Genomic DNA, 24,649 nt, shown 5'->3' with positions numbered 1-24,649 from the left:
CCCCGGCCCATTCCCCCATCACCACGAAAACGAGTCTGGCCCCGCCGCTCCCACGACGGGGCCAGAACCCCAAGATCTTCATGAGCCTTCTAGGGGGCGCCGTCGTCCCGAGCCGCGGCGGCCGGCGACGGCTCAGCGCGCCATGATGAGGCTCATCGCCTCGTTGCGCGTGGCCGCGTCCCGCAGCTGACCGCGCACCGCCGAGGTGATCGTCTTCGCGCCGGGTTTGCGGATGCCGCGCATCGACATGCACATGTGCTCGCACTCGACGACGACGATCACCCCGCGCGGCTCCAGGATCTCCATGAGCGAGTCGGCGATCTGCGTCGTCAGGCGCTCCTGCACCTGCGGGCGGCGCGCGAAGACGTCCACGAGCCGGGCCAGCTTCGACAGGCCCGTGATCTTTCCGCTGGTGGCGGGGATGTAGCCGACGTGGGCGACGCCCCTGAACGGCACGAGATGGTGCTCACAGGTCGAGAACACCTCGATGTCCTTCACCAGCACCATCTCGTCATGGCCGATGTCGAAGGTCGTCGTGAGGACGTCCTCGGGCTTCTGCCACAGGCCGGCGAATATCTCCCGGTACGCCCGGGCCACCCGTCCCGGGGTCTCGCGCAGGCCCTCCCGGTCCGGGTCCTCTCCGACGGCGATGAGCAGCTCCCGCACGGCGTTCTCCGCGCGCTTCTCGTCGAACTCGCCGATCGTGCCCTCGCCGTCCAGCGTCACCGGGTCGGTCATGTGGTGCCTCGTTCCTGCGCCTGCGACGCGCTCCCACCGCGCGTCTGATGGGCGGCCTGAAGGAAAGGCCGCGCCCCCCAGGCTAAAACCCTGGGGGGCGCGGCAGAAATTCCGGGCCTTACGGGGCCCACGGGGAGGGATCGGTCAGCTCTCCCGGCGGTCCTCCGGAGCCGCGTCGGCGGGGAGGGCCTCGGTCGCGTTGGCGATCGCCGGGGTCGCGCCGTTCGCTCCGTTCGTCAGTGCCAGCTCCTTCGGGGAGAGCACCGGCGGGCGGGTGGACGGCGTGCGGCGCGAGGAGCCGGTCCAGGCGGGCCGCGGCGGGCGCTTGACGATCGGGGCGAAGATCTCGGCGATCTCCTCCTTGCCCAGCGTCTCCTTCTCGAGCAGCGCGAGCACCAGGTTGTCGAGGACGTCGCGGTTCTCGACCAGGATCTCCCAGGCCTCGTTGTGCGCGTTCTCGATGAGCTTCTTGACTTCCTCGTCCACGAGCGCGGCGACCTCTTCCGAGTAGTCGCGCTGGTGAGCCATCTCACGTCCGAGGAACGGCTCGGTGTTGTCGCCGCCGAACTTGATCGCGCCGAGTCGCTCGGTCATGCCGTACTGCGTGACCATCGCGCGGGCCGTGGAGGTGGCCTTCTCGATGTCGTTCGCGGCACCCGTGGTCGGGTCGTGGAAGACGAGCTCCTCGGCCGCGCGGCCGCCCAGCATGTAAGCGAGCTGGTCCAGCATCTCGTTGCGCGTCGTGGAGTATTTGTCCTCGTCCGGGAGCACCATCGTGTAGCCGAGCGCGCGGCCGCGGGACAGGATCGTGATCTTGTGGACCGGGTCGGAGTTCGGCGAGGCCGCCGCGACCAGGGCGTGACCGCCCTCGTGGTACGCGGTGATCTTCTTCTCCTTGTCCGACATGATCCGGGTCCGCTTCTGGGGGCCCGCGACCACGCGGTCGATCGCCTCGTCCAGCATCTGATTGTCGATCAGCTTGCGGTCGCTGCGGGCTGTGAGCAGGGCCGCCTCGTTCAGCACGTTCGACAGGTCGGCGCCGGTGAAGCCGGGGGTGCGGCGGGCGACGGCCGACAGGTCGACGTCCGGGGCGACCGGCTTGCCCTTCTGGTGGACCTTGAGGATCTCCAGACGGCCCTGCATGTCCGGGCGGTCGACCGCGATCTGACGGTCGAAGCGGCCGGGGCGCAGGAGGGCCGGGTCGAGGATGTCGGGGCGGTTCGTGGCGGCGATGAGGATCACGCCGCCCTTCACGTCGAAGCCGTCCATCTCGACGAGCAGCTGGTTCAGCGTCTGCTCGCGCTCGTCGTGACCGCCGCCGAGGCCGGCGCCGCGGTGACGGCCGACCGCGTCGATCTCGTCGACGAAGACGATCGCCGGGGCGTTCGCCTTGGCCTGCTCGAACAGGTCACGGACTCGGGAGGCACCGACACCGACGAACATCTCGACGAAGTCGGAACCCGAGATCGAGTAGAAGGGGACGCCCGCCTCGCCCGCGACGGCACGCGCGAGAAGCGTCTTGCCCGTACCGGGAGGGCCGTAGAGGAGAACACCCTTGGGGATCTTGGCGCCGACGGCCTGGAACTTGGCCGGCTCCTGGAGGAACTCCTTGATCTCGTGGAGTTCCTCGACCGCCTCGTCCGCGCCCGCGACGTCCGCGAAGGTCGTCTTCGGGGTGTCCTTGGTGATGAGCTTCGCCTTGGACTTCCCGAAGTTCATGACCCGGGAGCCGCCGCCCTGCATCTGGTTCATCAGGAACAGGAAGACGACCACGATCAGGACGAAGGGCAGCAGAGAGAGCAGGATCCCGACGAACGGGTTCTGCTTGGACGGCGAGACCGTGTAGCCGTCCGGGATCTGCTTGGTCTGGTACTTGTCCTGAAGGATGTTGGCCAGGGACACGCCCTGGTTGCCGATGTAGCTCGCCTGGATCTTCGAGCTGCCCTGGACCTTCTGGCCGTCCTTCAGGGAGACCTTGATGATCTGCTCGTCGCCGGTGGTCAGCTTGGCCGACTGGACCTTGTTCTCATTGATCGCCGCCACGACCTGGCCGGTGTCCACCGTCTTGTAGCCGCCGGAAGAGCCGACGACCTGCATCAACACGACCACGGCAAGGACGGCCAGCACGATCCACATGACCGGCCCACGGAAGTATCGCTTCACGTCCATCCATACGGAGCGGTGCCGCCCCGTCCCTCCTGCCATAGTGAGTTTGATAAAGACAGTTCTTCTGACGGTACCCCAGGATTGTCACCCGCAGCCGCGGGGACCGCTGGCAATACCGTCCACGCATGCTCCAACGGCGCGAGACCCGCTGGGGTTCCCGAACGTCCTGAAAGTGCCAGGACCCCGGGTTCGGCCGCCGTCGCCGACGGCCGGACCGCTGAGGCTCAGCCGCCGTAGACGTGGGGCGCGAGCGTACCGACGAACGGGAGATTGCGGTACTTCTCCGCGTAGTCGAGGCCGTAGCCCACGACGAACTCGTTCGGGATGTCGAAGCCGACCCACTCGACGTCGATGGCGACCTTGGCCGCATCCGGCTTGCGCAGCAGCGTGCACACCTTCAGGGAGGCGGGCTCGCGCGAGCCGAGGTTGGAGATCAGCCAGGACAGCGTCAGACCGGAGTCGATGATGTCCTCGACGATCAGGACGTGCCTGCCCTTGATGTCGGTGTCGAGGTCCTTGAGGATCCGCACGACACCGGAGGACTGGGTGCCCGCGCCGTAGGAGGACACGGCCATCCAGTCCATGGTGAGCGGGGTGGACAGCGCCCGGGCGAGGTCGGCCATGACCATCACCGCGCCCTTGAGCACACCGACGATCAGCAGGTCCTTGCCCGCGTACTCCGCGTCGATCTTCGCGGCCAGCTCAGCCAGCTTCGCGTCGATCTCTTCCTTGGTGATGAGCACCTGCTGGAGGTCGGCACCCATGTCTTTCGCGTCCACCCGCATCACTTTCGGTCGTCCCGCCGCTCTGAATTGCCCGCTCGCCCCGGGGCGCCTGTGCCGCTGTGGACGGTCACCCGTCCGCGGACACCCGCGCGGGGGCAGCCGCACCGGCTGCAGCCCTCACGGCCGGTGTCCACTGTCCCTCGCGACAGCGGCACGCCCCTTCGGCTCGCTCGCGCGGCTGACCGGTCCCACCCCGAAGGGGTGACCGGGCGCCTCCCGAGGGGGCGGGTTTTCAGCCGTGCCGAATCACCAGTCTGCCACCCTGACGCTGGGCGACGACTTTGCCCGGGAGATTGATGGCTCCCTGGCCGCGCCAACCGGTGATCAGCCGGTCCACTTCCTCGATGTGACGGGCGAAGAGGGATCCGGCCGGTGCGCCCGCCTCGATGGCGGCGCGGCGCAGGATCCTGCGGCGCACGGCGGGGGGCAGGGTGTAGAGCTTCGCGCACTCCAGGAGGCCGGCGGCGTCGCGCACGGCGGTCTCGGCCTGACTGGCCCAGGCGTCGAGCGCGTCGGCGTCGTCGCGGGAGAGCTGGGCCGTACGGGCGAGGGCTTCGACGACGCCCTTGCCGAGCGCCTTCTCCAGGGCGGGCAGGCCCTCGTGGCGGAGCCGGGAGCGGGTGAAGGCGGGGTCCGTGTTGTGGGGGTCGTCCCAGACGGGCAGAGCCTGGGCCATGCAGGCCTTGCGGGCGGTCTGCCGGTCGAGGTGCAGGAAAGGGCGGCGATAACGGCCGCCGGCCCCCGAGACCGCGGCCATGCCCGACAGGGAGCGGACGCCGGAGCCGCGGGCGAGGCCGAGCAGGACGGTTTCGGCCTGGTCGTCGCGGGTGTGTCCGAGGAGGACCGCGGTGGCGCCGTGGCGCTCGGCGGTGGCGTCCAGGGCGGCGTAGCGCGCGTCTCGGGCGGCGGCTTCGGGACCTCCGGCGCGGCCGACGCTCACGGCGACGGAGTCGACGGGGTCGAGGCCCAGCTGGCGCAGGCGCAGGACCACCTCGTCGGCGCGCAGGTCGGAGCCGGCCTGCAGTCCGTGGTCGATGGTGATGCCGCCGGCGCGGATGCCGAGTTTGGGGGCCTCGAACGCGAGAGCGGAGGCGAGCGCCATCGAGTCGGCGCCCCCCGAGCATGCCACTAGCACGAGCGGCTCGACGGGGCGCTCGTGGAAGGGGGGACGACCGCTCAGTTGTGCGATCCGCCCGGTGGTCTGTGCCGAGGTCTGCTCGGTGAGGATGTCGTGTAGGACGCGGCGGACCGCCAGGCGTATCGCCGCGACCGCAGGATGGGGACCCATGTCCGGTTCCCTTCATGAAGTTGTCGGGGGGTGAGCCCGATCGCTGGTCACTCAGAGTGTGTAGATGGTGACAGAAACGGGCCGTTCCCCGAGCATTGCACGCCTACGCATGGCTCACGGTCCCTCGGACGAGTGATTGGCGGGGCGTTCACCTGCCGACGGCCGGATTCGTTTCACCCCGCTCGCGCACGGCTCACGGCTCCGCCCTGCGATGCACCCGCGCGACCCAGTCCGCCGGTTTGGCGATCTCCGCCTTGGTGGGGAGGGTGTTGGGAGAGGTCCACACCCGGTTGAAGCCGTCCATGCCGACCTGCTCGACGACCGCCCGCACGAACCGCTCGCCGTCGCGGTACTGCCTGAGCTTGGCGTCCAGGCCCAGCAGCTTGCGCAGGGCGAGGTCCAGGCGCGAGGCGCCCCGGGCGCGGCGCTGCTGGAACTTCTCGCGGATCTCGGCGACGGACGGCACGATGTCCGGGCCGACGCCGTCCATCACGAAGTCCGCGTGTCCCTCCAGGAGGGACATCACGGCGGTCAGCCGCCCGAGGATCTCCCGCTGGGCGGGCGTCTGCACGAGTTCCACGAGCGAGTGACCGTCGTCGCCCTCCTCGCCCTCCGTGCGTCCCCCCGCGAGCGACTGGACCGCATCCCTGATGCGCTCCAGGACCGTCATGGGGTCGACATCGGTCTCCCCCAGGAAAGACTGGATTTCGCCCTCGAGGTGATCGCGCAGCCAGGGCACCGCCGTGAACTGCGTGCGGTGCGTCTCCTCGTGCAGGCACACCCACAGGCGGAAGTCGTGGGGCTGGACGTCCAACTCGCGTTCCACGTGCACGATGTTCGGCGCGACCAGCAGAAGACGGCCGCCGCCGTTCTCAGCCGCGGGCAGTTCGCGCGTGGCCGGGGCGAAGGTCTCGTACTGGCCGAGCACCCGGGAGGACAGGAACGACAGCAGCATGCCCAGTTCCACACCGGTGACCTTGCCGCCGACGGCACCGAGGACGGTTCCGCCGGGGGTGCCCCCGCGCCGCTGCTCCATCTTGTCGAGGAGGGGCTTGAGGATCTCCCGGAACCCGGCGACGTTCGCCCGGACCCAGCCGGGCCGGTCGACGACGAGGACGGGGGTCTCGTGGACACCCGCCTCCCCCATACGAGTAAAGCCCCGGACATGTTCCTCCGAGGCCTTCGCGTGGCGGCGCAGCTCCGCGACGACGGCACGGGCCTCGTCGCGGCTCACCTCGGGGCCCGGCCGCACGAGCCGGGTCGCGGTCGCCACCGCGAGATTCCAGTCGACCATCCCAGCAGATCCGGCACCACCGATGCTCGTCATGCGTCAACGGTACGTGAGCGCCGCCACTCCGGGCAGGGCAGCGCAACGCGGGACGATGCGCCGGCGGGGCGGTGCACCGCAGGGGGTGGCGCGTCCGTCGGGCCGCGCACCGCGGGGGTGGCGCGTCAGTGGCAGCCGCAGCCCGCCAGCTGCGCCGCCGTGCGGTCCAGGGCCGTCCGGGCGGCCGTCTGGTCCATCGAACCGTCCGTCAGGAAGGCGAACGCCAGCAGTCGGCCGTCGGCGTCGACCACCGTCCCGGCGAGGGTGTTGACGCCCGTCAGCGTGCCCGTCTTGGCCCGTACGAGTCCGGTGCCCGAGCGTTCCGCGGCATCGGCGTAGCGGTCGCTGAGGGTGCCCGTGAAGCCGGCCACCGGCAGCCCGGTCAGGACCGTACGGAGTTCGGGGTGGGACGCGGAGCCGGCGGTGGCGAGCAGGGACGTCAGCAGGTCCGCCGTGAGCCGGTCGTCGCGGTTCAGCCCGCTGCCGTCGTGGAACGCCGCGCCCGCGAGCGGGAGCCGGAGCTTGCCGAGCTGGGCGGCGATCGCGGCGGCGCCCCCGTCGAAGCTCGCCTGGCCACCGGTGGCCAGGGCGGTCTGGCGGGCGAGGGTCTCGGCGATGTCGTTGTCGCTGTTGGTGAGCATCCGCTCGACCACGGCGGACAGGGGCGGCGACTGGACCGAGGCGACGGTCTCGGCGCGGGGTGTGGCCTTCGCCGCCGGGACGGCGGAGGCGGAGGTCTTGATGCCGCGCTCGCGCAGCAGACCGCCGAAGGTGCGGGCCGCGTCCCCGGCCGGGTCCGTGCTGCGGTCGGCGGGCCCGTCGGTGGAGTTGTCCCGGCGGCCCTCGTCCGCCGTCAGAGCCATGACCGGGGCCAGGTTGGGGTTGACCCCGATGGGGTGCAGCGCACTGCCCGTGAACAGCGAGGCGTCGTAGGCGAGCGAGACCGAGGCCAGACGGCGCTTCTTCAGGGCGGCGGCGGTCGTGTCCGCGAGGGTGCGCAGGCTCGCCCAGCCGTCGGCCTTGGCACGGGCCGTAAGCGTCGGATCGCCCCCGCCGACGAGCACCAGCTTGTCGGTGCCGGGCTCCAGCACCGTGCGGGTGGTGAAACGGTGGTCGGGGCCGGCCGCGGAGAGCACCGCCACCGCGGTGGCGATCTTGGTGGTGGAGGCGGGGGTCAGCGCGTCGTCGGCGTTCTTGCCGTACAGGCGCTTGCCGGTCGCGATGTCGACCACGACGGCGGAGCGCCGCGAGCCGAGGGAGGGATCCTGGAGCAGCTTGTCGAGGGCGGCCGCCAGGGGGCGTGCGCCCGGCGCCGAATGGAGTGCGGTGACGGCGCCGACGCCGGCCAGCACGGGCGCGGCACTCGGCGCGGGCGCCGGTGCCTGCGCCACCGCGCCGGCGCCCCGCCCGTGATCTGCGCCACCCTCGCGGTCCCACGCTGCGGCCCGGTCACGCTCGGCCGTACGCTGGCCGGAGGAGTCCCAGGGACCGGCAGCACTCGCGGCCCCGACCGCGAGCGCCAGGCCCATCACGGCGGCGACAGTCGCCAGCTGCGGGGTGGTGAGCCTCCCGGCACGCGGGCGCGCGAGCTGCGCGACCCGTGTGACGTGCGGTTTCACCGTTCCGGTGAACCGTGCCACGCCTGGTCTCACGGTCTCGGCGACCCGCCGCATACGGGGTCGCACGGCCTGGGCCAGGCGCGCGAGGCGCGGTCTCACGGCCTGCGCGGCCCGTGCCAGACGCGGCCCCGCGGCCCGCCAGGCCCTCAGCTCCGGCACGACCACCAGCCCCTTTCGCGATCACACACCTGCGTGAGGGACACTTAACCACCAGAACTATGTGCTGATCATGGAGGAGCCACCGGTGGAGTTCGACGTCACGATCGAGATCCCGAAGGGTTCGCGGAACAAGTACGAGGTGGACCACGAGACCGGTCGTATCCGCCTGGACCGTCGACTTTTCACCTCGACCAGCTACCCGGCCGACTACGGCTTCGTCGAGAACACGCTCGGCGAGGACGGTGACCCGCTGGACGCGCTGGTCATCCTTGAGGAGCCGACCTTCCCGGGCTGCCTCATCAAGTGCCGCACCATCGGCATGTTCCGGATGACGGACGAGGCCGGCGGCGACGACAAGCTGCTGTGCGTGCCGGCGTCCGACCCGCGCGTGGAGCACCTGCGGGACATCCACCACGTCTCCGAGTTCGACCGCCTGGAGATCCAGCACTTCTTCGAGGTCTACAAGGACCTGGAGCCCGGCAAGTCCGTCGAGGGTGCCAACTGGGTGGGCCGCTCGGACGCCGAGGCCGAGATCGAGCGCTCGTACAAGCGCTTCAAGGAGCACGGCGGCCACTGACCCCCGCAGTCGACCACGGGCCGCGTGATCCCCAAAGGGTGACGCGGCCCGTTGGCGTACCGCCGGTGCGCATACTGAGGCGTACGGGCGGTACGGAGGGGACAGGCTGAGGCGTACGGGGAGTGCGCCGGGGACAGGCTGAGGCGTACGGGAAGTACGCGAGGGACGCAGACTCGGGGGACACGGGCTGAGGGAAGGCAAGAGGGAAGCAGGTGTCGGAGCCGGACACGGAGGACCGCAAGCCGCGGTCAGATGAGGCGAGGAGCACGTACACGTCCCCTGGGCGGGACGACGAATCCGTGGTCACGTCGGAGTTCACGATCCCGCTGGGGGTCCCGCAGCCCACGGGCGGCGTTGCCGACTCCTCGACGACCTCCGAGTTCGCCGTCCCCGAGGGTCTCGATGTGCCGGCCGTCGGCACGGAGTCGGAGACGACGTCCGAGTTCGCCGTCCCGGACGGCCTGGAGGTCCCCCAGCTGCCCGCGGCCGAACCGGAGGGATCTGCGTTCAGCCCGCCGAGCACCTACAACGTCCGGCACGCACCGGCCGCCTTCACCCCGCCGTCCGGCATCCCCGCGGTCCGGCTGGCCGAGGAGGCGCCCTGGCAGGACCGTATGCGCACGATGCTGCGCCTGCCGGTCGCCGAGCGGCCCGCGCTGGAGCCCGTGCACAAGACCGGCGAGACGAGCCCCGCCGTGCCGCGCGTGCTCGACCTGACCCTCCGTATCGGCGAACTGCTGCTGGCGGGCGGCGAGGGTGCCGAGGACGTGGAGGCCGCGATGTTCGCGGTCTGCCGGTCCTACGGGCTGGACCGCTGCGAGCCGACCGTCACCTTCACGCTGCTGTCCGTCTCCTACCAGCCGTCCCTGGTGGACGACCCCGTGTCGGCGTCGCGGACGGTCCGTCGCCGCGGCACGGACTACACCCGACTCGCCGCCGTCTTCCGGCTCGTGGACGACCTCAGCGACCCGGGGACCGCGATCTCCCTGGAGGAGGCCTACCGCCGACTCGCCGAGATACGCCGTAACCGGCACCCCTACCCCGGCTGGGTGCTGACCGGGGCGAGCGGGCTGCTCGCCGGTGCGGCCTCCGTTCTCGTCGGCGGTGACCTCCTGGTCTTCGTCGCCGCGGCGATCGGCGCGATGCTCGGCGACCGGCTGGCATGGCTGTGCGCCGGGCGGGGACTGCCGGAGTTCTACCAGTTCACGGTGGCCGCGATGCCCCCGGCCGCGATCGGCGTCGCGCTCACGGTCGCCCATGTCGATGTGAACGCGTCCGCCGTGATCACCGGTGGTCTGTTCGCGCTGCTGCCCGGACGGGCCCTGGTGGCGGGCGTGCAGGACGGCCTGACCGGCTTCTACATCACCGCGGCGGCACGCCTGCTGGAAGTCATGTACTTCTTCGTGGGCATCGTCATCGGTGTGCTGCTGATCCTCTACTTCGGGGTGAAGCTGGGCGCCGAGCTGAACCCGGACGCCGCCCTGAGCCTCTCCGAGCGGCCGGTCGTGCAGATCTTCGCGTCGATTCTGCTGTCCATGACCTTTGCGATCCTGCTCCAGCAGGAACGATCAACCGTGCTGCTGGTGGCCCTCAACGGAGGGGTCGCCTGGTGCGTGTACGGCGCCATGCACTACCCCGGCGGTATCTCGCCGGTCGCCTCCACGGCCGTCGCGGCCGGCCTGGTGGGCCTGTTCGGGCAGCTGCTGTCGCGCTACCGGTTCGCCTCCGCGCTGCCGTACACGACCGCGGCCATCGGGCCCCTGCTGCCCGGTTCGGCGACCTACTTCGGGCTGCTGTCGATGGCCCAGAACCATGTCGACAAGGGCCTGGTGTCCCTGGCGAAGGCCGCCTCCCTCGCCATGGCCATCGCCATCGGTGTGAACCTCGGGTCGGAGATCTCCCGGCTGTTCCTGCGGATTCCGGGCGGTTCCGCGGAGGGACGCCGGGCGGCCAAACGGACGCGCGGCTTCTGACGTACGCTCCGGGGTCCTGGCCCCAGGGCTTCAGTTCTGCGGGTAGCCCTGGCCGTAGGGGTTCGGGTGCTGGGGGTGCTGCGGCTGCTGGGAGTGCTGCGGCTGCTGGGAGTGCTGCGGCTGCTGGGAGTGCTGCGGCTGCTGGGGGTGCTGCGGCTGCTGGGGGTGCTGCGGCTGCTGGGGGTGCTGCGGCTGCTGGGGGTGCTGCGGCTGCGCATAGCTCTGGTCGGAGCCGTACGGCTGCTGCTGCTGGTAGCCCTGGGGGTGCTGCTGGGTGTAGGGCTGCTGCTGAGGCCCGCCGTAGTACTCGTCGTAGCCGCCCTGATTCGTGCCGTACGGCTGCTGGGCCTGCCCGCGGTGGTGCTGGTCGCCGTACGTCTGGCCCTGGTGTTCGTACGCCTGGTCCGGCCGGCCGTAGGCCTGGTTCTGGTCCTGGTGGGCCGGCGGCACGGCGCGCAGCCGCGTCGTCGCGTCGTCCATGACCGGCGGCTGCTGCCCGAAGGACGACTGCGGGAAGGGCGGCTGCTGCGCGGCCGGGGTCTGCGCCGGCTCCTTCTTTGCCTTGGCGCGGGCCCGCAGGAACTCGATGGCGATCGGGACGACCGAGACGAGGACGATCAGGATGAGGATCGCCTCGATGTTGTTCTTGACGAGGCCGATGTTGCCCAGCCAGGAGCCGAGCAGGGTGACGCCGGCGCCCCACAGGACGCCACCGATGACGTTGAAGACCAGGAACGAGCGGTACCGCATGCCGCTGACGCCGGCGACGATCGGCGTGAACGTGCGCACGACGGGCACGAAGCGGGCCAGCACCAGGGACTTCGGGCCGTACTTCTCGAAGAACTCGTGGGCCTTGGTGACGTTCTCCTGCTTGAAGAGGCGGGAGTTCGGCCGGTTGAAGAGCGAGGGTCCGACCTTCTTGCCGAACATGAAACCCGCCTGGTCACCCAGGATCGCGGCGACGCAGATCAGCGCTATGGCTCCCGCCAGGGGGAAGTCCATCTGATGCGAGGTGATCAGCAGACCGCAGGTGAACAGCAGCGAGTCACCCGGCAGGAAGAAGCCGATGAGCAGTCCTGACTCGGCGAAGACGACGAGGAGCAGGCCCCAGATCCCGAAGGTGTTCAGGAGGTGGTTCGGATCCAGCCAGCTCGGGCCGAGGGCAAGCGTCATCACGGTTCCGGGCTCCTGAGGGGGTGAGGGGAGGTGCGGCGCCCCGGCAGGCGGCCGGCACCACGGCGATGGCCGGACAAAGCTATCAACGGACGGTGTCCCCAGCGGGTTCCACCGGTGTCTCCAGGATGCACTGTGCGTGCAGTACGACGGTAAGAGGCGCCGACCCCTGACCGGTGGGGGCGGCGCCCTTTACCGCAGCCGTCTCGCGCTCACCCCTCGTGACGGTCCGCGTTCGCCGCGATCGCGTCCCTGAGGTGCTCGGCGAGACCCGGCCGCATGGCGTCGTAGAACGCCTTGAACCGCTCGTCGGAGACGTACGTCTCGCCGAGACAGCGGTGCAGCTCGTGAGAGCAGTCGTAGAACCAGGTGCAGATGTGCTGCCGGTGTTCCTCGGCCATGTCCATGGCCCGCTCCCCGGACGCGGGTTCCCCTGCGGCCATGAGGGCGTCGTAGCGCTCGGCCCAGGCGGCCACCTCGTCCTGGACGCGCTTCCAGTCGTCCTTGGTGTACCGCGCGGTGCGCCGCTGCGACTCGGCGTACTCGGACGTGCCGCCCCAGCGGCGCTCGGCCTCCTCCGCGTACTGCTCCGGGTCCTTGTCCCCGAAGACCTCGAACCTCTCCTCGGGCGTGAGGTTGATGCCCATCTCGCGTGCCTCCATGGCGTGCTCCACGGCCGCCGCCATCTTCTGCAGTCTCTCGATCCGGGCGGTCAGCAGCTCGTGCTGCCGGCGCAGATGCGCGCGCGGGTCCGCGTCCGGGTCGTCGAGCAGGGCGGCGACCTCTTCGAGCGGAAAGCCCAGTTCCCGGTAGAACAGGATCTGCTGCAACCGGTCGAGGTCGGCGTCACCGTAACGCCGGTGACCGGCGTGGGTGCGCTCACCGGGTACGAGCAGGCCGATCTCGTCGTAGTGGTGCAGAGTGCGCACCGTCACACCGGCGAAATCGGCCACCTGTCCGACCGAGTAACTCACTTCCGCTCCCTTCTGGGTACGCCTGTCAGGCTCGGGCCTCACGTCACGTGAGGTGCAAGGCGCATTTCCCCGGACGCCGTGGACGCCCGGAACCCCTTGAATGCCTATGGACGCACCCGATGTGTCCAACACCCTGAGTGCACGGAACGCCCGCGCGCCAAGGCATTCATGGGGTTTTGCCCGCCTATGGTGGGCCCGTGGCCCAGGACACCGCGCGACAGGCACCCGTCGCTCCGGCGACCCCCGCGCGGGGACTGCTGCCACTGGTTCTCCCGGCGCTCGTCGTCGGGGTCGGAGCCAGTCTCCTCTACCTCGGGGTGAGCGGGCCGGCCACGGAGATCCAGCACGCCCTGTGGGAGGACCTGCCCGACGCGCTGGGCGTGGGCCGCTACTCGGTGCTCTGGATGCTGGTCGTGCTCACCGCGACGGGCGTCCTGGTGGGCCTGGTCGTCTGGAAGGCCCCGGGGCACGCGGGGCCCGACCCGGCGACCCTGGGGCTGGCCGGCACGGCCCCGCTGCCGTACCCCGTCCTCCCGGGGCTGCTGCTTGCCGCAACGCTGATGCTGGCCGGCGGTCCGAGTCTCGGCCCGGAGAACCCGATCCTGCTGGCCAACGCCGCCCTGGCGTTCCGGCTGGGCCGCAGGGCCGTGCCCCGGCTGCCAGGGGAGGCGTGGGCCGGGCTGGGCGAGGCGGCGACCATCGGCGCGCTGTTCGGCACCCCCTTCGCGGCCGCGCTGCTGCTCTCCGAGGCGCTGGCCGGGCGGCCGTTCAGGGGGCTGCTGTGGGACAACGTCTTCGGGCCGCTGGTCGCGGCCGCCGCGGGCGCGCTGACCACCACGCTGCTCGCCCGGCCGAGCTTCGACCTGGATGTGCCCGCCCTGCGCCGGCCCCGCTGGAGCGATCTGCTGAGCGCGATGGCGGTGGCCTCCGCGGGCGCGCTGCTCGGGATGACCGCCGTGTACGCCTTCCCCTACGTCCACGGCGCCTTCCGGCGGCTGCGGCACCCGATGGTGGCCCTTCCGGTGGGCGGGCTCGTACTGGGGCTCCTCGGCGCCCTCGGAGGCCGTCTGACGCTCTTCAAGGGGCTCGACGAGGTGGCGGTGCTGGCCCGCGCCCCCGACGCCTGGTCGGCCGGGCAGTTCGCGACGCTGGCCGTGGTGAAGCTCGCGGCCCTGCTCGTCGCGGCGTCCTGCGGGTTCCGCGGCGGACGCATCTTCCCGTCCGTGTTCATCGGCGCCGCGCTCGGCCTCTGCGCGCACGCGCTCTTCCCGGCCGTGCATCCGTCGGTCGGGGTGGCCGCCGGGGTGCTCGGACTGCTCCTCGCCGTGACCCGGCACGGCTGGTTGAGCCTGTTCACGGCCACGGTGCTGGCGCCCTCCCCCGCGATGCCGGCGCTGCTCTGCATCGCGTCCCTGCCGGCCTGGCTCCTGGTCACGGGCCGCCCGCAGATGCAGCTCCGGGCGGACGGAACCGCGGTCCGGTGAACGCCGGAGCGGGAGCGGAACGGGTGTTTCCTTTCCTTACGTTTCACCCGGTGAACCGGCGAGGGGCCGGGAACCGATGATGGGGCAGGGGCGAGGATCACCGAGGGGCGAGGGCCGCAGGCCGGTGAACCGGCGGTCGCCGCCCGTGCGATGAACGAGAGACCGAGCACACCGCCGCGTACGACCGCGGAACCGCAGGACGCACGACCGCACAACCGCAGGACGTAGGACCGCTGGACGCAGAACCGCTGGATGCACGACCGTTACGACACGACGGGAGACGACACACCATGCCGCTGCACACGGGCCAGGGGAAACCCGACGAGCGCCCCAGGTCGATGAATCCCTTCTACGGGGAGGCCAACCCGGTCGTCGAGATGACCGAGGCGCCGCCCAGGCACCGGCTGCCCGAGGGCCCGATACTGCCCACGACCGCCTACCAGCTGGTCCACGACGAGCTGATGCTGGACGGCAACTCACGGCTGAATCTGGCCACCTTCGTCACCACCTGGATGGAACCCCAGGCCGGCCAGCTGATGGCCGAGTGCCGCGACAAGAACATGATCGACAAGGACGAGTACCCCCGCACGGCCGAGCTGGAGCGCCGCTGCGTGGCCATGCTCGCCCATCTGTGGAACGTGCCGGACCCGCAGTCCGCCGTGGGCTGTTCGACGACCGGCTCCAGCGAGGCGTGCATGCTCGCCGGGCTGGCCCTCAAGCGCCGCTGGGCCCAGCGCAACGCGGACCGCTACCCCTCCAAGGAGGCCCGCCCGAACCTGGTGATGGGGATCAACGTCCAGGTCTGCTGGGAGAAGTTCTGCAACTTCTGGGAGGTCGAGGCGCGCCAGGTGCCCATGGAGGGCGACCGGTTCCATCTGGACCCGCAGGCCGCGGCCGAACTGTGCGACGAGAACACGATCGGGGTGATCGGCATCCTCGGCTCCACGTTCGACGGGTCCTACGAGCCGATCGCCGAGCTGTGCGCCGCCCTGGACGACCTCCAGGAGCGCACGGGCCTCGACATCCCCGTGCATGTGGACGGCGCCTCCGGGGCGATGATCGCGCCCTTCCTGGACGAGGACCTGGTGTGGGACTTCCGGCTGCCGAGGGTCGCGTCGATCAACACCTCCGGTCACAAGTACGGGCTGGTGTATCCGGGCGTGGGTTGGGCCCTGTGGCGCGACGCGGAGGCCCTTCCGGAGGAACTCGTCTTCCGCGTCAACTACCTGGGCGGCGACATGCCGACCTTCGCACTCAACTTCTCCCGCCCGGGAGCCCAGGTCGTGGCCCAGTACTACACGTTTCTGAGGCTGGGCCAGGAGGGCTACCGAGCGGTCCAGCAGACGACACGGGACGTGGCGCGGGGGCTGGCCGACCGGATCGAGGCGCTGGGCGACTTCCGGCTCCTCACCCGTGGCGAGGAGTTGCCGGTCCTCGCGTTCACGACCGGGCCGGACGTGACGGCGTACGACGTCTTCGATGTCTCCCGGCGGCTGCGCGAGAACGGCTGGCTGGTGCCTGCCTACACCTTCCCGGCCAACCGCCAGGACCTGTCCGTGCTGCGGATCGTATGCCGCAACGGCTTCTCCACGGACCTGTGCGATCTGTTCATCGAGGATCTGAGCCGGCTCCTGCCCGAGCTGCGGCGCCAGCCCCATCCGCTGACACGAGACAAGGACGCCGCCACGGGCTTCCACCACTGACACCGCAGGACCACCCGGACCACCCGGCCCGCCGGTCAGCCCTGGGGCGTGCCCCGCTCCAGGGCCACCAACTCGAAGGCCGTACGCCCGTCCAGCGACTCCCGGACGATGTCGGCGTGGCCCGCGTGCCGGGCCGTCTCGCGGATCAGATGGAGTGTGAGCCACCGCATCGAGACGCGCTCGTCCGGCGGGAACCAGGGGTCGTTGGGAAGCGGGAAGGTGTCGTCGAGGCTCGGCACCGAGCGGATGAACGCCTCCGTCTCGGCGGCGACCTTCTCCCAGTACGCGAGCTGCGACGCGACCGTCTCGTCAGCCAGGAGCTCGAAGCTCTCGTGCCAGTTCGCCTCGGTCCGCCGCATGGCCGGTGGCTCCTGCCTGGCCCGGGCGATCCAGCCCTGCTCGGTCTCGGCGACGTGCTTGAGCAGCCCGCCCAGGGACAACTGGCTCGCGCTGGGGCGGGACCGCGCCTGCTCGTCCGTCAACCCGAGCAGGGCCCGGCGGATGCCGCCGCGCTGCTCCTCCAGGAAGGAGAGCAGTGCACCGCGTTCGTCGCCCCGCTCCTCAGCGCGTACATGCATGACCATGACGGCCGCCTTTCGTCGGTTCTGGTGAGGTCGCCCTCTGCCTGACACCGACGACGCTAGGGGCCCATGCGGTCAGCTTCTGTCCGCATGGGCCCCTGCGACGACATCATCTGGAAGAACGGAGAGCACTCGGCGGAGAACTCAGAACGGGAACGCGCTCCGCCCGTGCTGCACCGAGATCCACTTCTGCGTGGTGAACGCGTCGATGGTGGTCTCGCCGTTGAGCCGGCCCATGCCCGAGTGCTTCTCGCCGCCGAAGGGGACGAGCGGCTCGTCGTGGACCGTGCCGTCGTTCACGTGGAACATGCCCGTGTCGATCCGCTTGGCGAAGGCCACACCCCGCTCGACGTCGGCGGTGTGGACGGCGCCGCTGAGGCCGTACGGGGTGTCGTTGACGAGGCGGACGGCCGCCTCCTCGCCGTCGAAGGGGATCAGGAGGGCGACCGGGCCGAAGATCTCCTGCTGGAGGATCGAGGACTCGTCGGGGACGTCCGTGAGGACGGTCGGCTGCACCAGGTTGTCGGTGGTGGTGCCGTGCACGAGCGCCGTGGCGCCCTCCGCGATGGCCTGCTCCACCGCGCCGGAGATCGCGTCCGCCTGCGAGGAGTTGATGACCGGGCCGAGGACGGTCTCCGGGTCGCGCGGATCGCCGGCCTTGAGGGACTTCACCTTGGCGACGAACTTGTCGGTGAACTCGGCCTGGAGCGAGCGGTCCACCAGGATGCGGTTGGCGGCCATGCAGACCTGGCCCTGGTGCACGAAGCGGCTGAAGACGGCCGCGTCGACCGCGTAGTCGACATCCGCGTCGTCGAGGACCACCAGGGCGCTGTTGCCGCCGAGTTCGAGGACGGCGCGCTTGAAGAGCGACGCGCAGACGGTGGCGACGTGGCGGCCGACCTTCTCGGAACCGGTGAAGGAGATGACCTTCGGGATCGGGTGCGCGATGAAGGCGTCGCCTATCTCGGCTATGTCCGTGATCACGACGTTCAGCAGACCGCCCGGCAGTCCCGCTTCCTCGAAGATCTTCGCGATCAGGGAGCCGCCGACGACGGGGGTGTTCTGGTGCGGCTTGAGGACCACACCGTTGCCGAGGGCGAGCGCCGGGGCGACGGACTTGATCGCGAGCAGGAAGGGGAAGTTGAACGGGCTGATCACGCCGACCACGCCGACGGGCACGCGATAGAGGCGGTTCTCCTTGCCGTCGATCGGGGACGGGAGGATCTTGCCTTCGGGGCGCAGCGCCAGCTGGATCGACTCCCGCAGGAACTCCTTGGCGAGATGAAGCTCGAAGGCGGCCTTCAGCCGGGTGCCGCCCAGCTCGGCGATGATCAGGTCGGTGATCTCCGCCTCGCGGTCCTCGACGAGTCTGAGGGCCTTCTCGAACACCGCGCGACGCATGTAGGGGTTGCCGGCCGCCCACTGCTTCTGGGCGGCCTCGGCGGCCTTGTAGGCGTCGTCGACCTCGTCGACCGTGGCGATCGTGATCGACGCGAGCTTCTCACCGTCATAGGGGTTGAAGTCGATGATGTCCCAGGAGCCTGTTCCCGGGCGCCACTCACCGCCGATGTACTGCTGAGCCAGATCGGTGAAGTAGGACGACATGTGAACCCTCAATCCCTCGCAGCCGAAGCAGACACCCGTTCACACACCCGCGATCGCGTCACGGCCTGATCACGTGTCATCGTACTTGCGTTTAAAGGGAGTTGCGGGGCCGCTGTGCATACTCCGGGAAGAGTCTCAGGAAAGCTGGAGCAGCCCCCGCAACAAGTCGCGGCTTTCGTCCGGTCCGGGGCTGTCCTGCTGCAACTGCTTCATCGCGGTCTCGTACTGCAGCACGTCCTCGCGCTTGTCCAGATACAGGGCGCTGGTGAGCTGCTCAAGATAGACCACATCGGACAGATCGGACTCGGGGAAGCTGAGGATGGTGAAGGCACCGCTCTCACCGGCGTGCCCGCCGAGGCTGAACGGCATGACCTGGAGACGGACGTTGGGCCGTTCCGAGACGTCGATCAGATGCTGCAGCTGGCCGCGCATCACCTCGCGGTCGCCGTAGGGACGGCGCAGGGCGGCCTCGTCGAGAATGACGTGAAACTGCGGGGCGTTCTCCGAGACGAGGTACTTCTGCCGTTCGAGCCGCAGGGCCACCCGCCGGTCGATGTCCGCCGCGCTCGCGCCCTTCATACCCCGGGCCACGACCGCGTGGGCGTACGCCTCGGTCTGCAGCAGGCCGTGCACGAACTGGACCTCGTAGGAACGGATCAGATGTGCCGCGCCCTCCAGGCCGACATAGGTGGGGAACCAGCTCGGCAGCACGTCCGAGTAGCTGTGCCACCAGCCGGCGACATTGGCCTCTTTCGCGAGGGAGAGCAGGGACGTCCGTTCGGCTTCGTCGGTGATCCCGTACAACGTCAACAGGTCCTCGACGTCACGTGTCTTGAAGCTCACCCGTCCCAACTCCATGCGGCTGATCTTCGACTCCGAGGCCCGGATCGAGTAGCCCGCCGCCTCTCTGGTGATGCCGCGCGTCTCGCGGAGGCGCCTGAGATGGGATCCCAGCAGAATGCGCCGCACCACCGACCCGCTCGAGTCCCCAGCGCTCACTTGTCAGCCTCCCCAACGTCCTTCAGATCGCGCAGTCTGCCACTAAAACACTTCGAGCAGTACTCGTACGGTTACAGAAATGGAAAGCAGCCAAAGCTGAGACACGACAGAGATCAGGAAGGGCAGGCAAGAGGCAAGAAAGTGGCCGAAGAAATAAGCAGAAAGCCGTACAGGAACGGCCAATTCCGGCGCGTGCACGTGCATCTGCCCTTGCATCTGCCTGGCTCATCCGAAACCATGGTCCCGCGCCACCGCTGCATCGCACCGACCGCGAACACCCGGGAGTGCCTCGCATGGGGACGAATGGATCGACCATGCTCGAGCCCTTACGGCAGGGACTTCCGCCGCTCGACCTCGCGACCGTGTCCAGCGCAGCCTCCTGCGCTCTGCCGGCCCGCCTGGAAGCGGTCAGGGAAGCACGGCAGTTCACCCGCAGAACACTCAACCAGTGGGACGTGGGCGAGCGCTTCGACGACGTCTGTCTCGTGGTCTCCGAACTCGTGACCAACGCACTGCGGCACGCCCTGCCCTCACCCTCCCCGCACCCGGGCGACCAGCACCCACCGGTGCGGCTGCACCTGATGCGCTGGGCCACGCGCCTGGTATGCGCCGTGCGCGACCCCAGTCACGACAGTCCGGTCGCGGGCGACTCCGAGGACTTCTCGGCCGAATCAGGCCGGGGGCTGTTCCTGGTCGACTCGTTCGCCGACAGCTGGGGCTGGCACCCGCTGGCGGGCACGCTGAACGGCAAGGTGGTCTGGGCCCTGTTCCGGCTGCCGTCCCCGTCGGCATCCGCCGAGTGACGCCCCGCGGCGTTTTCTGAGGCTACGGATCTACGCGTGTTGCATCCTGCGGCGCGATAACCCCCGCAGGATGGAACACGGTCATGGGCCGACCGGGGACTGGCCGCCCGGGCCGGTGGCACGCCTCCTCAAGCGCGGGGCGCATCCCGAAGCGGACGAGCGCACCCCTGCGTCCTGGACGCTCTACGCGCGTCGCGCGGACGCCTACACGTGTTACCGCCCGCCCGCGCCCGTCACACGATCAGATGATCGAACTCGCCGTCCTTGATGCCGAGCAGCATCGCCTCGATCTCCGCACGGGTGTAGACGAGCGCGGGCCCGTCGGGGAAGCGCGAGTTGCGTACCGCCACCTCTCCCCCCGGCAGCCGGGCGAACTCCACACATGACCCCTGGGAGTTGCTGTGCCGGCTCTTCTGCCAGGCCACTCCGTGCAGCTCCGTCGCAGCCATGCCGTTGTACACGTCATCCACGTCGTACACGTCGTGGTCCACAGGTCGCTCCCGGGTGGTGCATTGGCTGATATGGCCATCGATGCAGTGGTCAACTGCCCCGGATCATAACTCCGTTCACATGCAGGTGCATGGGCAGATGCACGTGCACGGGGGGTGTTCCTGCGATTACAGCTTTTACAAGGCCTTGACTACGGCGTGACTACCGCCTGACTACAGTTCGTCAAGCGTCTGCCCCAGAGCCCGCAACACATGCGACCTCCAGCCCCCGTCCATGATCTTCCGCGCCATCAGCTGTGCCGGATCGTCCGGATCGAACCCTTCATGTACTAGGAACAGACGCGTTCCGCGCCCTTCCTGTTCCAACGTCCATGTGATGGTCCAGTCCACGGGACGGGCGGGGTCGGCGTCGGCCCACCGGACGCGCAGCATCCGCTCGGGCTCGAAAGCGAGAACCCGCACGTCAACCGTGCCGGAGAAGTTGGCGTTCGGCCTCGGGACGGAGGTCATCGTGTAGCGGTGACCGACTTCGAGACGGAAGTTCTCCGCACCGGGCATCAGCCACTGCGCGAGCAGCGCGGGTTCGGTGAGGGCGCGCCAGACCTTGGCCGGCGGATGCGGCAGGAACTGGTCGACGCGGACGGTGGTGAGGTCGTCGTCACCGGGTGCGGTGCTCATGGTCGGTCATCGTCGGACATACGGTCGAGCAGTTCGCCGAGGCCCTTCAGCCGCTCGCGCCAGAACCGCTCGTACGGGTGGAGCCAGTCCTGCACCTCGGCGAGCGGAGCCGCCTCCAGGCGGTAGATCCGTTGACGCCCGGAACGCTGCTCGCCGACCAGCCCGGCCTCCCGCAGCACCTTCAGATGCTCCGAGAGGCTGGGCCGGCGCATGGCGAAGTGATCGGCCAGGGCCTGGACGGGCTGGGGCCCCTCGTCGCGCAGCAGGCGCAGCACCTCACGGCGTGTGGCGTTGGCGAGGGCGGCGAACACCCGGTCCTCGTCGGCCGCGCGGACGTCAGCCGCCGTACCCCCCGTACCCGTCCCGGTCATGGCGCGATCAGAAGCCTTCCTTCTCCGTGAGCAGCATCAGACCGTTGCCGTCGGGGTCCTGGAAGGAGGCCATCCGGCCCCAGGGGAGGTCGTCCGGGCCCTGCACGGAGACACCCGCCGCGGTCAGCCGCGCACAGTCGGCGTCGACATCGGTCGTCACCATCATGATCCCCCGGGCCTCGCCGGGCCGGAAACCGCCCATGTCCGGACCGGAGAGCGTGAAGACGGTCTGCGCGCCCTTGGGCGCGACCTGGAGCCAGCGCCCCTGAGGCATGGCGCGGTCGGCGGTGATGTCGAAGCCGAGGAGGTCCGTGTAGAAGCGCAGGGCGCGGTCCTGGTCGGAGACGGGGAGGGTGACGAAGGAGGCATGCGTGATGGTCATACGCGACACGATAGGTAGGTCATTTCCTACGCGTCAACCGTAGGGGAATTCCTACGCATCGGCCTCACGTCGTCTTCGCCTTCGCCTCCCCGCTCGATGCGGGTCCCGTGTCTCCGTCCGAGCCCCGACCCGCCCCGCCCTGGGTCGATCCGCGTGAGCAAACGCACGCCGGACGCCCCCCGTGTGGACACAAGTCCTCCTGGTAGCTTGCTGCGGCCGTTCCCGACCTCATCCGGCAACCTTGGGAGACTTCAGTGATGACGGCGATCCACGTCACCCGCCGGCAGGCCCATGTCACGCTCGCGTCCGCAGCCCTGGCGGCCGCGCTTCTGCTGACCGGCTGCAGCAGCGGTTCCGGGGACAGCGGCTCGGGGGCCGATGACTCCTCGACGCCGAGCGCGGCCGGGTCCACGGCGGACACCGGCGGCTCCCCGAGCGCCAAGGCCGGGAAGCTCGAGGGCAGCTGGCTGGCCACCACCGGCGGCAAGGCCGTGGCCCTGGTGATCACGGGCAAGCAGGCCGCGCTCTTCTCTACGGGCGGCACCGTGTGCAGCGGGACCGCGGGCGAGGAGGCGGGTATGCAGATGATCCACCTCAAGTGCACGGACGGCAGCAAGCACCGGGCGAGCGGCATGGTCGACTCCGTGAACTCCGCGAACATGAAGGTGACGTGGGCGGGCGGCGTCGGCACGGAGACCTACACGAAGGCCGAGGGCGGCAAGCTGCCGAGCGGGCTGCCGACGGCGAGCCTGGGTCAGTGACGCGCCACCCGTCACCGGGGGCCTGATCCCAGTCGTCACCCTGGGCGCTGCCCCGCGCCTGTGACCCGTGGGCGCGTGCCGGATCCGGAGTGCCTCGCGGTCGGCTCGTTCCACCGGCGCAGGGGGGTACATCCGCCGGCGTACGGGAGGAATCTCCGGCGGCGTATGAGGACACAGGGGATGAACCGCCCTCGTCGTGCCCCGGGGCGCATGCGCGATCCAGGGGGCGCGCAACGGGTGAGGGGCCGCCTGCGTGATGATCCTTGGACACCGTCACGACCCCAGAGGACCCTCATGCGTACGATCCGCGTCCCCCTCGCTGTCACCGCGCTCGCCGCGGCCCTCACCCTGACCGCCTGCGACAGCAAGAGCGGCGACGACGGGGCGAAGGCCGCCGACTGCGCGGTCACCGTCAAGGTCGGTCCCGGCAACGCCGCCACCTCCGCGGGCGACACGGGGAACGTCCCGGTCACCGTCACGAACCGCGGCAGCGACAAGTGCACCTTCCAGGGCTTCCCGGGCGTCGAGATGACCGGCGGCAGTTCCTCCTGGAGCGTCGCGAAGGAGCAGGACGCCAAGCCTGCGAAGGTGACGCTGCAGAAGGGCGAGGCGGCGACCTTCACCATCACCTACGTGCGCGGGGACGGCGGCTCGCTCAGCGCGCCGACGCGGACCGTGAAGATCACCATCCCGGGTGCCGGCGACGCGAAGGCCTACCCGTGGTCGTACGGCGAGGTGGCGCTGAAAACCCCGGACACCCCCGACGCCTCGGTGAGCCCGATCCAGGTCGCCGGCGACTGACCGCTCCGCAGGGCCGGGCCCGCGTCCGCCTCCAGAGCGGGCGCGCTCAGGGGAGCCGGGGCCGCTCCCCGGCCCGGGGTCGTTCCGCGACCCGGGCCCGGTCGGCGGCCGCGGCGCCCTGCTCCCAGCCGGCCGCGTCGCCGACCCCGCGCAGCCGGGTGGTGACCGTGTCCGGGAACATCCGCTCCATGTGGTCCACCACGGCCACGTCCCGGGCCGCCAGCACCGGCAGCAGATCCCGATCCCCCTCGGACCCGTCCACCTGAGCCTCGGCGACGGCCCGGAGCCGGTCGCCGATGCGGTGCGCGTAGGCGGCCAGGAACGACTGCCGGAACGTCTTCGTACGCTTCCGGCCGCCCTTGCGCTGCGCCGCCTCCGCCTTCGTCATGGCGGCGGTGGCCTGCACGAGCAACGACGTGTAGAGCAGCTCGACGGCCTCCAGGTCGGGCTCGAAACCGATGACCGTGGAGAAACCGAACCGCTCGTGCCACACGGCCCGGCAGCGGTTCGCGGTCGCCACCGCGTCCAGGAGCACCGCCTTGGCCGTCTCGTACGGCGGATCCACGCCTATGCGGCACGCGCCCGGCGCGTCCTCGGTGTGCGCCCGGGCGGCGAGCAGCGCCTCGTCGATGCTGTGCCGGGCCATCAGCTCCTGCGCCTTGGCGCTGAGCGCCTCCGCCTCATCCGGGTAGTCGGTCGCCTCCGCCTTCGCCAGCAGCGCGCGGATACGGGTGAGCATCCGGGACTCCGGCTGCTGCGGGGCGGCGGCCCGCCCGGGCGCGTCGAGCGGTTCGAGGGCGGGGAGGCGGAGCAGCAGGCGGTACAGCTCCAGCACGGCGGTGGCGTGCGAGAAACGGTCGGGTACGCGCGGAGGTTCCGGGTCCAGCTCCTGGAGCTGGGAGGTCCAGCGCGGTCCGGGGGACGGCCGCTGTCCGGCCTCCTTGAGGATCAGCACCGACACCAGGCGTACATGGAGATCGTCCAGTTCGCGCCGCACCATGCGTACGACGTCGGCGGGCTGCCAGCCGCGCCGCCAGGCGGCGCCGACGAACTGCTCGCCGCGCAGGGCCAGTTCGCCGTCGGCCGCCGGATCGGCGGCGAGCAGCGAGGCGCCGGTGTCCAGGGCCGTGTCGGCGTCGTCGTAGAGGGCGGCGCGGAAGGCGCGGTCCACGGTGGTCGTCGTACTCACGCGTTCGATCGTGACATGAGCGCCGCCCGAACCCGCCCTGCGGCTGCCGGCCGCCTTCTCCCGA

Annotated in this window: 23 protein-coding genes; 7 read left to right on the top strand and 16 right to left on the bottom strand. The window is 70.2% G+C overall.

Annotated features, from left to right (window positions below; translation table 11 throughout):
• Positions 1-132: 132 nt before the first annotated feature.
• The 6 genes from folE to dacB form a co-directional block, all read right to left on the bottom strand.
• Positions 133-738, bottom strand: coding sequence for a GTP cyclohydrolase I FolE (gene folE, locus ACFY2Z_RS26910; protein WP_311694808.1), 606 nt, complete (start codon positions 736-738; stop codon positions 133-135).
• Between the two features lie 144 nt (positions 739-882).
• Positions 883-2,907: an ATP-dependent zinc metalloprotease FtsH gene (gene ftsH, locus ACFY2Z_RS26905; RefSeq protein WP_355912965.1), complete on the bottom strand. Its 2,025-nt coding sequence runs from the start codon at positions 2,905-2,907 to the stop codon at positions 883-885.
• A 221-nt stretch (positions 2,908-3,128) separates the two neighbouring features.
• Positions 3,129-3,689 (bottom strand): hypoxanthine phosphoribosyltransferase, encoded by a 561-nt coding sequence (hpt, locus tag ACFY2Z_RS26900; RefSeq protein WP_311694809.1) that lies wholly within the window; start codon positions 3,687-3,689, stop codon positions 3,129-3,131.
• A 232-nt stretch (positions 3,690-3,921) separates the two neighbouring features.
• Positions 3,922-4,977 carry a tRNA lysidine(34) synthetase TilS gene (gene tilS / locus ACFY2Z_RS26895; protein WP_390746662.1) on the bottom strand — a complete coding sequence of 352 codons (1,056 nt, stop codon included), beginning with the start codon at positions 4,975-4,977 and terminating at the stop codon, positions 3,922-3,924.
• Between the two features lie 193 nt (positions 4,978-5,170).
• Entirely contained in the window at positions 5,171-6,304 is a 1,134-nt protein-coding gene (locus ACFY2Z_RS26890; protein WP_390746661.1) for a zinc-dependent metalloprotease, read from the bottom strand.
• Between the two features lie 125 nt (positions 6,305-6,429).
• Positions 6,430-8,088, bottom strand: coding sequence for a D-alanyl-D-alanine carboxypeptidase/D-alanyl-D-alanine-endopeptidase (gene dacB / locus ACFY2Z_RS26885; RefSeq protein WP_390746660.1), 1,659 nt, complete (start codon positions 8,086-8,088; stop codon positions 6,430-6,432).
• Between the two features lie 79 nt (positions 8,089-8,167).
• On the opposite strand from dacB, the gene ACFY2Z_RS26880 reads away from it, so the two are divergent.
• Together ACFY2Z_RS26880 and ACFY2Z_RS26875 are read left to right on the top strand one after the other, a co-directional pair.
• Positions 8,168-8,659, top strand: coding sequence for an inorganic diphosphatase (locus tag ACFY2Z_RS26880; RefSeq protein ID WP_311694813.1), 492 nt, complete (start codon positions 8,168-8,170; stop codon positions 8,657-8,659).
• A gap of 212 nt (positions 8,660-8,871) precedes the next feature.
• Positions 8,872-10,632 (top strand): threonine/serine exporter ThrE family protein, encoded by a 1,761-nt coding sequence (locus ACFY2Z_RS26875; RefSeq protein ID WP_390746659.1) that lies wholly within the window; start codon positions 8,872-8,874, stop codon positions 10,630-10,632.
• 30 nt (positions 10,633-10,662) lie between these two features.
• On the opposite strand, the gene ACFY2Z_RS26870 is transcribed toward ACFY2Z_RS26875, so the two are convergent.
• Positions 10,663-11,805 carry a VTT domain-containing protein gene (locus ACFY2Z_RS26870; RefSeq protein ID WP_390746668.1) on the bottom strand — a complete coding sequence of 381 codons (1,143 nt, stop codon included), beginning with the start codon at positions 11,803-11,805 and terminating at the stop codon, positions 10,663-10,665.
• Positions 11,806-12,017: 212 nt separating this feature from the next.
• Positions 12,018-12,779, bottom strand: a complete 762-nt coding sequence (locus ACFY2Z_RS26865; protein WP_390746658.1) for a MerR family transcriptional regulator — start codon at positions 12,777-12,779, stop codon at positions 12,018-12,020.
• Between the two features lie 197 nt (positions 12,780-12,976).
• On the opposite strand from ACFY2Z_RS26865, the gene ACFY2Z_RS26860 reads away from it, so the two are divergent.
• Positions 12,977-14,263 (top strand): ion channel protein, encoded by a 1,287-nt coding sequence (locus tag ACFY2Z_RS26860; RefSeq protein ID WP_390746657.1) that lies wholly within the window; start codon positions 12,977-12,979, stop codon positions 14,261-14,263.
• 290 nt (positions 14,264-14,553) lie between these two features.
• Positions 14,554-15,966, top strand: a complete 1,413-nt coding sequence (locus ACFY2Z_RS26855) for a glutamate decarboxylase (RefSeq protein WP_390746656.1) — start codon at positions 14,554-14,556, stop codon at positions 15,964-15,966.
• A gap of 35 nt (positions 15,967-16,001) precedes the next feature.
• Here ACFY2Z_RS26855 and ACFY2Z_RS26850 read toward each other — a convergent pair whose 3' ends face one another.
• The 3 genes from ACFY2Z_RS26850 to ACFY2Z_RS26840 all read right to left on the bottom strand — a co-directional run bounded on the left by ACFY2Z_RS26850 (position 16,002) and on the right by ACFY2Z_RS26840 (position 19,124).
• Complete coding sequence (locus ACFY2Z_RS26850) at positions 16,002-16,550, bottom strand: DinB family protein (protein WP_390746655.1); 549 nt, start codon at positions 16,548-16,550, stop codon at positions 16,002-16,004.
• A 141-nt stretch (positions 16,551-16,691) separates the two neighbouring features.
• Positions 16,692-18,152, bottom strand: coding sequence for an aldehyde dehydrogenase family protein (locus tag ACFY2Z_RS26845; protein WP_390746654.1), 1,461 nt, complete (start codon positions 18,150-18,152; stop codon positions 16,692-16,694).
• Positions 18,153-18,287: 135 nt separating this feature from the next.
• Positions 18,288-19,124, bottom strand: a complete 837-nt coding sequence (locus ACFY2Z_RS26840) for a helix-turn-helix domain-containing protein (RefSeq protein WP_390746667.1) — start codon at positions 19,122-19,124, stop codon at positions 18,288-18,290.
• A gap of 341 nt (positions 19,125-19,465) precedes the next feature.
• On the opposite strand from ACFY2Z_RS26840, the gene ACFY2Z_RS26835 reads away from it, so the two are divergent.
• The gene (locus ACFY2Z_RS26835; RefSeq protein ID WP_390746653.1) at positions 19,466-19,954 is read left to right on the top strand and encodes an ATP-binding protein; all 489 of its coding nucleotides are present in this window, start codon (positions 19,466-19,468) and stop codon (positions 19,952-19,954) included.
• 233 nt (positions 19,955-20,187) lie between these two features.
• Here the strand turns inward: ACFY2Z_RS26835 and ACFY2Z_RS26830 are convergent, their stop codons facing one another.
• From ACFY2Z_RS26830 to ACFY2Z_RS26815, 4 genes are all read right to left on the bottom strand, one after another.
• Complete coding sequence (locus ACFY2Z_RS26830) at positions 20,188-20,445, bottom strand: DUF397 domain-containing protein (RefSeq protein ID WP_390746652.1); 258 nt, start codon at positions 20,443-20,445, stop codon at positions 20,188-20,190.
• 171 nt (positions 20,446-20,616) lie between these two features.
• Positions 20,617-21,081, bottom strand: coding sequence for an SRPBCC domain-containing protein (locus ACFY2Z_RS26825; protein WP_390746651.1), 465 nt, complete (start codon positions 21,079-21,081; stop codon positions 20,617-20,619).
• The gene (locus ACFY2Z_RS26820; RefSeq protein ID WP_390746650.1) at positions 21,078-21,452 is read right to left on the bottom strand and encodes an ArsR/SmtB family transcription factor; all 375 of its coding nucleotides are present in this window, start codon (positions 21,450-21,452) and stop codon (positions 21,078-21,080) included. The genes ACFY2Z_RS26825 and ACFY2Z_RS26820 overlap by 4 nt, the downstream gene beginning before the upstream one ends.
• 7 nt (positions 21,453-21,459) lie before the next feature.
• The gene (locus ACFY2Z_RS26815) at positions 21,460-21,834 is read right to left on the bottom strand and encodes a VOC family protein (RefSeq protein ID WP_390746649.1); all 375 of its coding nucleotides are present in this window, start codon (positions 21,832-21,834) and stop codon (positions 21,460-21,462) included.
• Positions 21,835-22,091: 257 nt separating this feature from the next.
• Between ACFY2Z_RS26815 and ACFY2Z_RS26810 the strand changes: the two genes are divergently transcribed.
• A complete protein-coding gene (locus ACFY2Z_RS26810; protein ID WP_390746648.1) occupies positions 22,092-22,595 on the top strand; it encodes a hypothetical protein in 504 nt (167 codons plus the stop codon).
• A 294-nt stretch (positions 22,596-22,889) separates the two neighbouring features.
• On the top strand, positions 22,890-23,396 hold the full coding sequence (locus ACFY2Z_RS26805) for a DUF4232 domain-containing protein (RefSeq protein ID WP_390746647.1): 507 nt from the start codon (positions 22,890-22,892) through the stop codon (positions 23,394-23,396).
• A gap of 46 nt (positions 23,397-23,442) precedes the next feature.
• Here the strand turns inward: ACFY2Z_RS26805 and ACFY2Z_RS26800 are convergent, their stop codons facing one another.
• Positions 23,443-24,585: a DUF2786 domain-containing protein gene (locus tag ACFY2Z_RS26800; protein WP_390746646.1), complete on the bottom strand. Its 1,143-nt coding sequence runs from the start codon at positions 24,583-24,585 to the stop codon at positions 23,443-23,445.
• Between the last annotated feature and the right edge of the window lie 64 nt (positions 24,586-24,649).

It is taken from the genome of Streptomyces sp. NPDC001222, from assembly GCF_042896945.1.
GTDB lineage: Bacteria > Actinomycetota > Actinomycetes > Streptomycetales > Streptomycetaceae > Streptomyces > Streptomyces gibsoniae.
Note: the sequence above shows the minus strand (reverse complement) of the source record. Positions and strands in the feature narration are given on the sequence as shown.

Bases quoted from the DNA above. Each gene is read 5' to 3' on its own strand.
- folE (WP_311694808.1), bottom strand. From the start codon at position 738: ATGACCGACCCGGTGACGCTGGACGGCGAGGGCACGATCGGCGAGTTC.
- ftsH (WP_355912965.1), bottom strand. From the start codon at position 2,907: ATGGACGTGAAGCGATACTTCCGTGGGCCGGTCATGTGGATCGTGCTG.
- hpt (WP_311694809.1), bottom strand. From the start codon at position 3,689: ATGCGGGTGGACGCGAAAGACATGGGTGCCGACCTCCAGCAGGTGCTC.
- tilS (WP_390746662.1), bottom strand. From the start codon at position 4,977: ATGGGTCCCCATCCTGCGGTCGCGGCGATACGCCTGGCGGTCCGCCGC.
- ACFY2Z_RS26890 (WP_390746661.1), bottom strand. From the start codon at position 6,304: ATGACGAGCATCGGTGGTGCCGGATCTGCTGGGATGGTCGACTGGAAT.
- ACFY2Z_RS26870 (WP_390746668.1), bottom strand. From the start codon at position 11,805: ATGACGCTTGCCCTCGGCCCGAGCTGGCTGGATCCGAACCACCTCCTG.
- ACFY2Z_RS26855 (WP_390746656.1), top strand. From the start codon at position 14,554: ATGCCGCTGCACACGGGCCAGGGGAAACCCGACGAGCGCCCCAGGTCG.
- ACFY2Z_RS26850 (WP_390746655.1), bottom strand. From the start codon at position 16,550: ATGGTCATGCATGTACGCGCTGAGGAGCGGGGCGACGAACGCGGTGCA.
- ACFY2Z_RS26845 (WP_390746654.1), bottom strand. From the start codon at position 18,152: ATGTCGTCCTACTTCACCGATCTGGCTCAGCAGTACATCGGCGGTGAG.
- ACFY2Z_RS26835 (WP_390746653.1), top strand. From the start codon at position 19,466: ATGCTCGAGCCCTTACGGCAGGGACTTCCGCCGCTCGACCTCGCGACC.
- ACFY2Z_RS26825 (WP_390746651.1), bottom strand. From the start codon at position 21,081: ATGAGCACCGCACCCGGTGACGACGACCTCACCACCGTCCGCGTCGAC.
- ACFY2Z_RS26820 (WP_390746650.1), bottom strand. From the start codon at position 21,452: ATGACCGGGACGGGTACGGGGGGTACGGCGGCTGACGTCCGCGCGGCC.
- ACFY2Z_RS26815 (WP_390746649.1), bottom strand. From the start codon at position 21,834: ATGACCATCACGCATGCCTCCTTCGTCACCCTCCCCGTCTCCGACCAG.
- ACFY2Z_RS26810 (WP_390746648.1), top strand. From the start codon at position 22,092: ATGACGGCGATCCACGTCACCCGCCGGCAGGCCCATGTCACGCTCGCG.
- ACFY2Z_RS26805 (WP_390746647.1), top strand. From the start codon at position 22,890: ATGCGTACGATCCGCGTCCCCCTCGCTGTCACCGCGCTCGCCGCGGCC.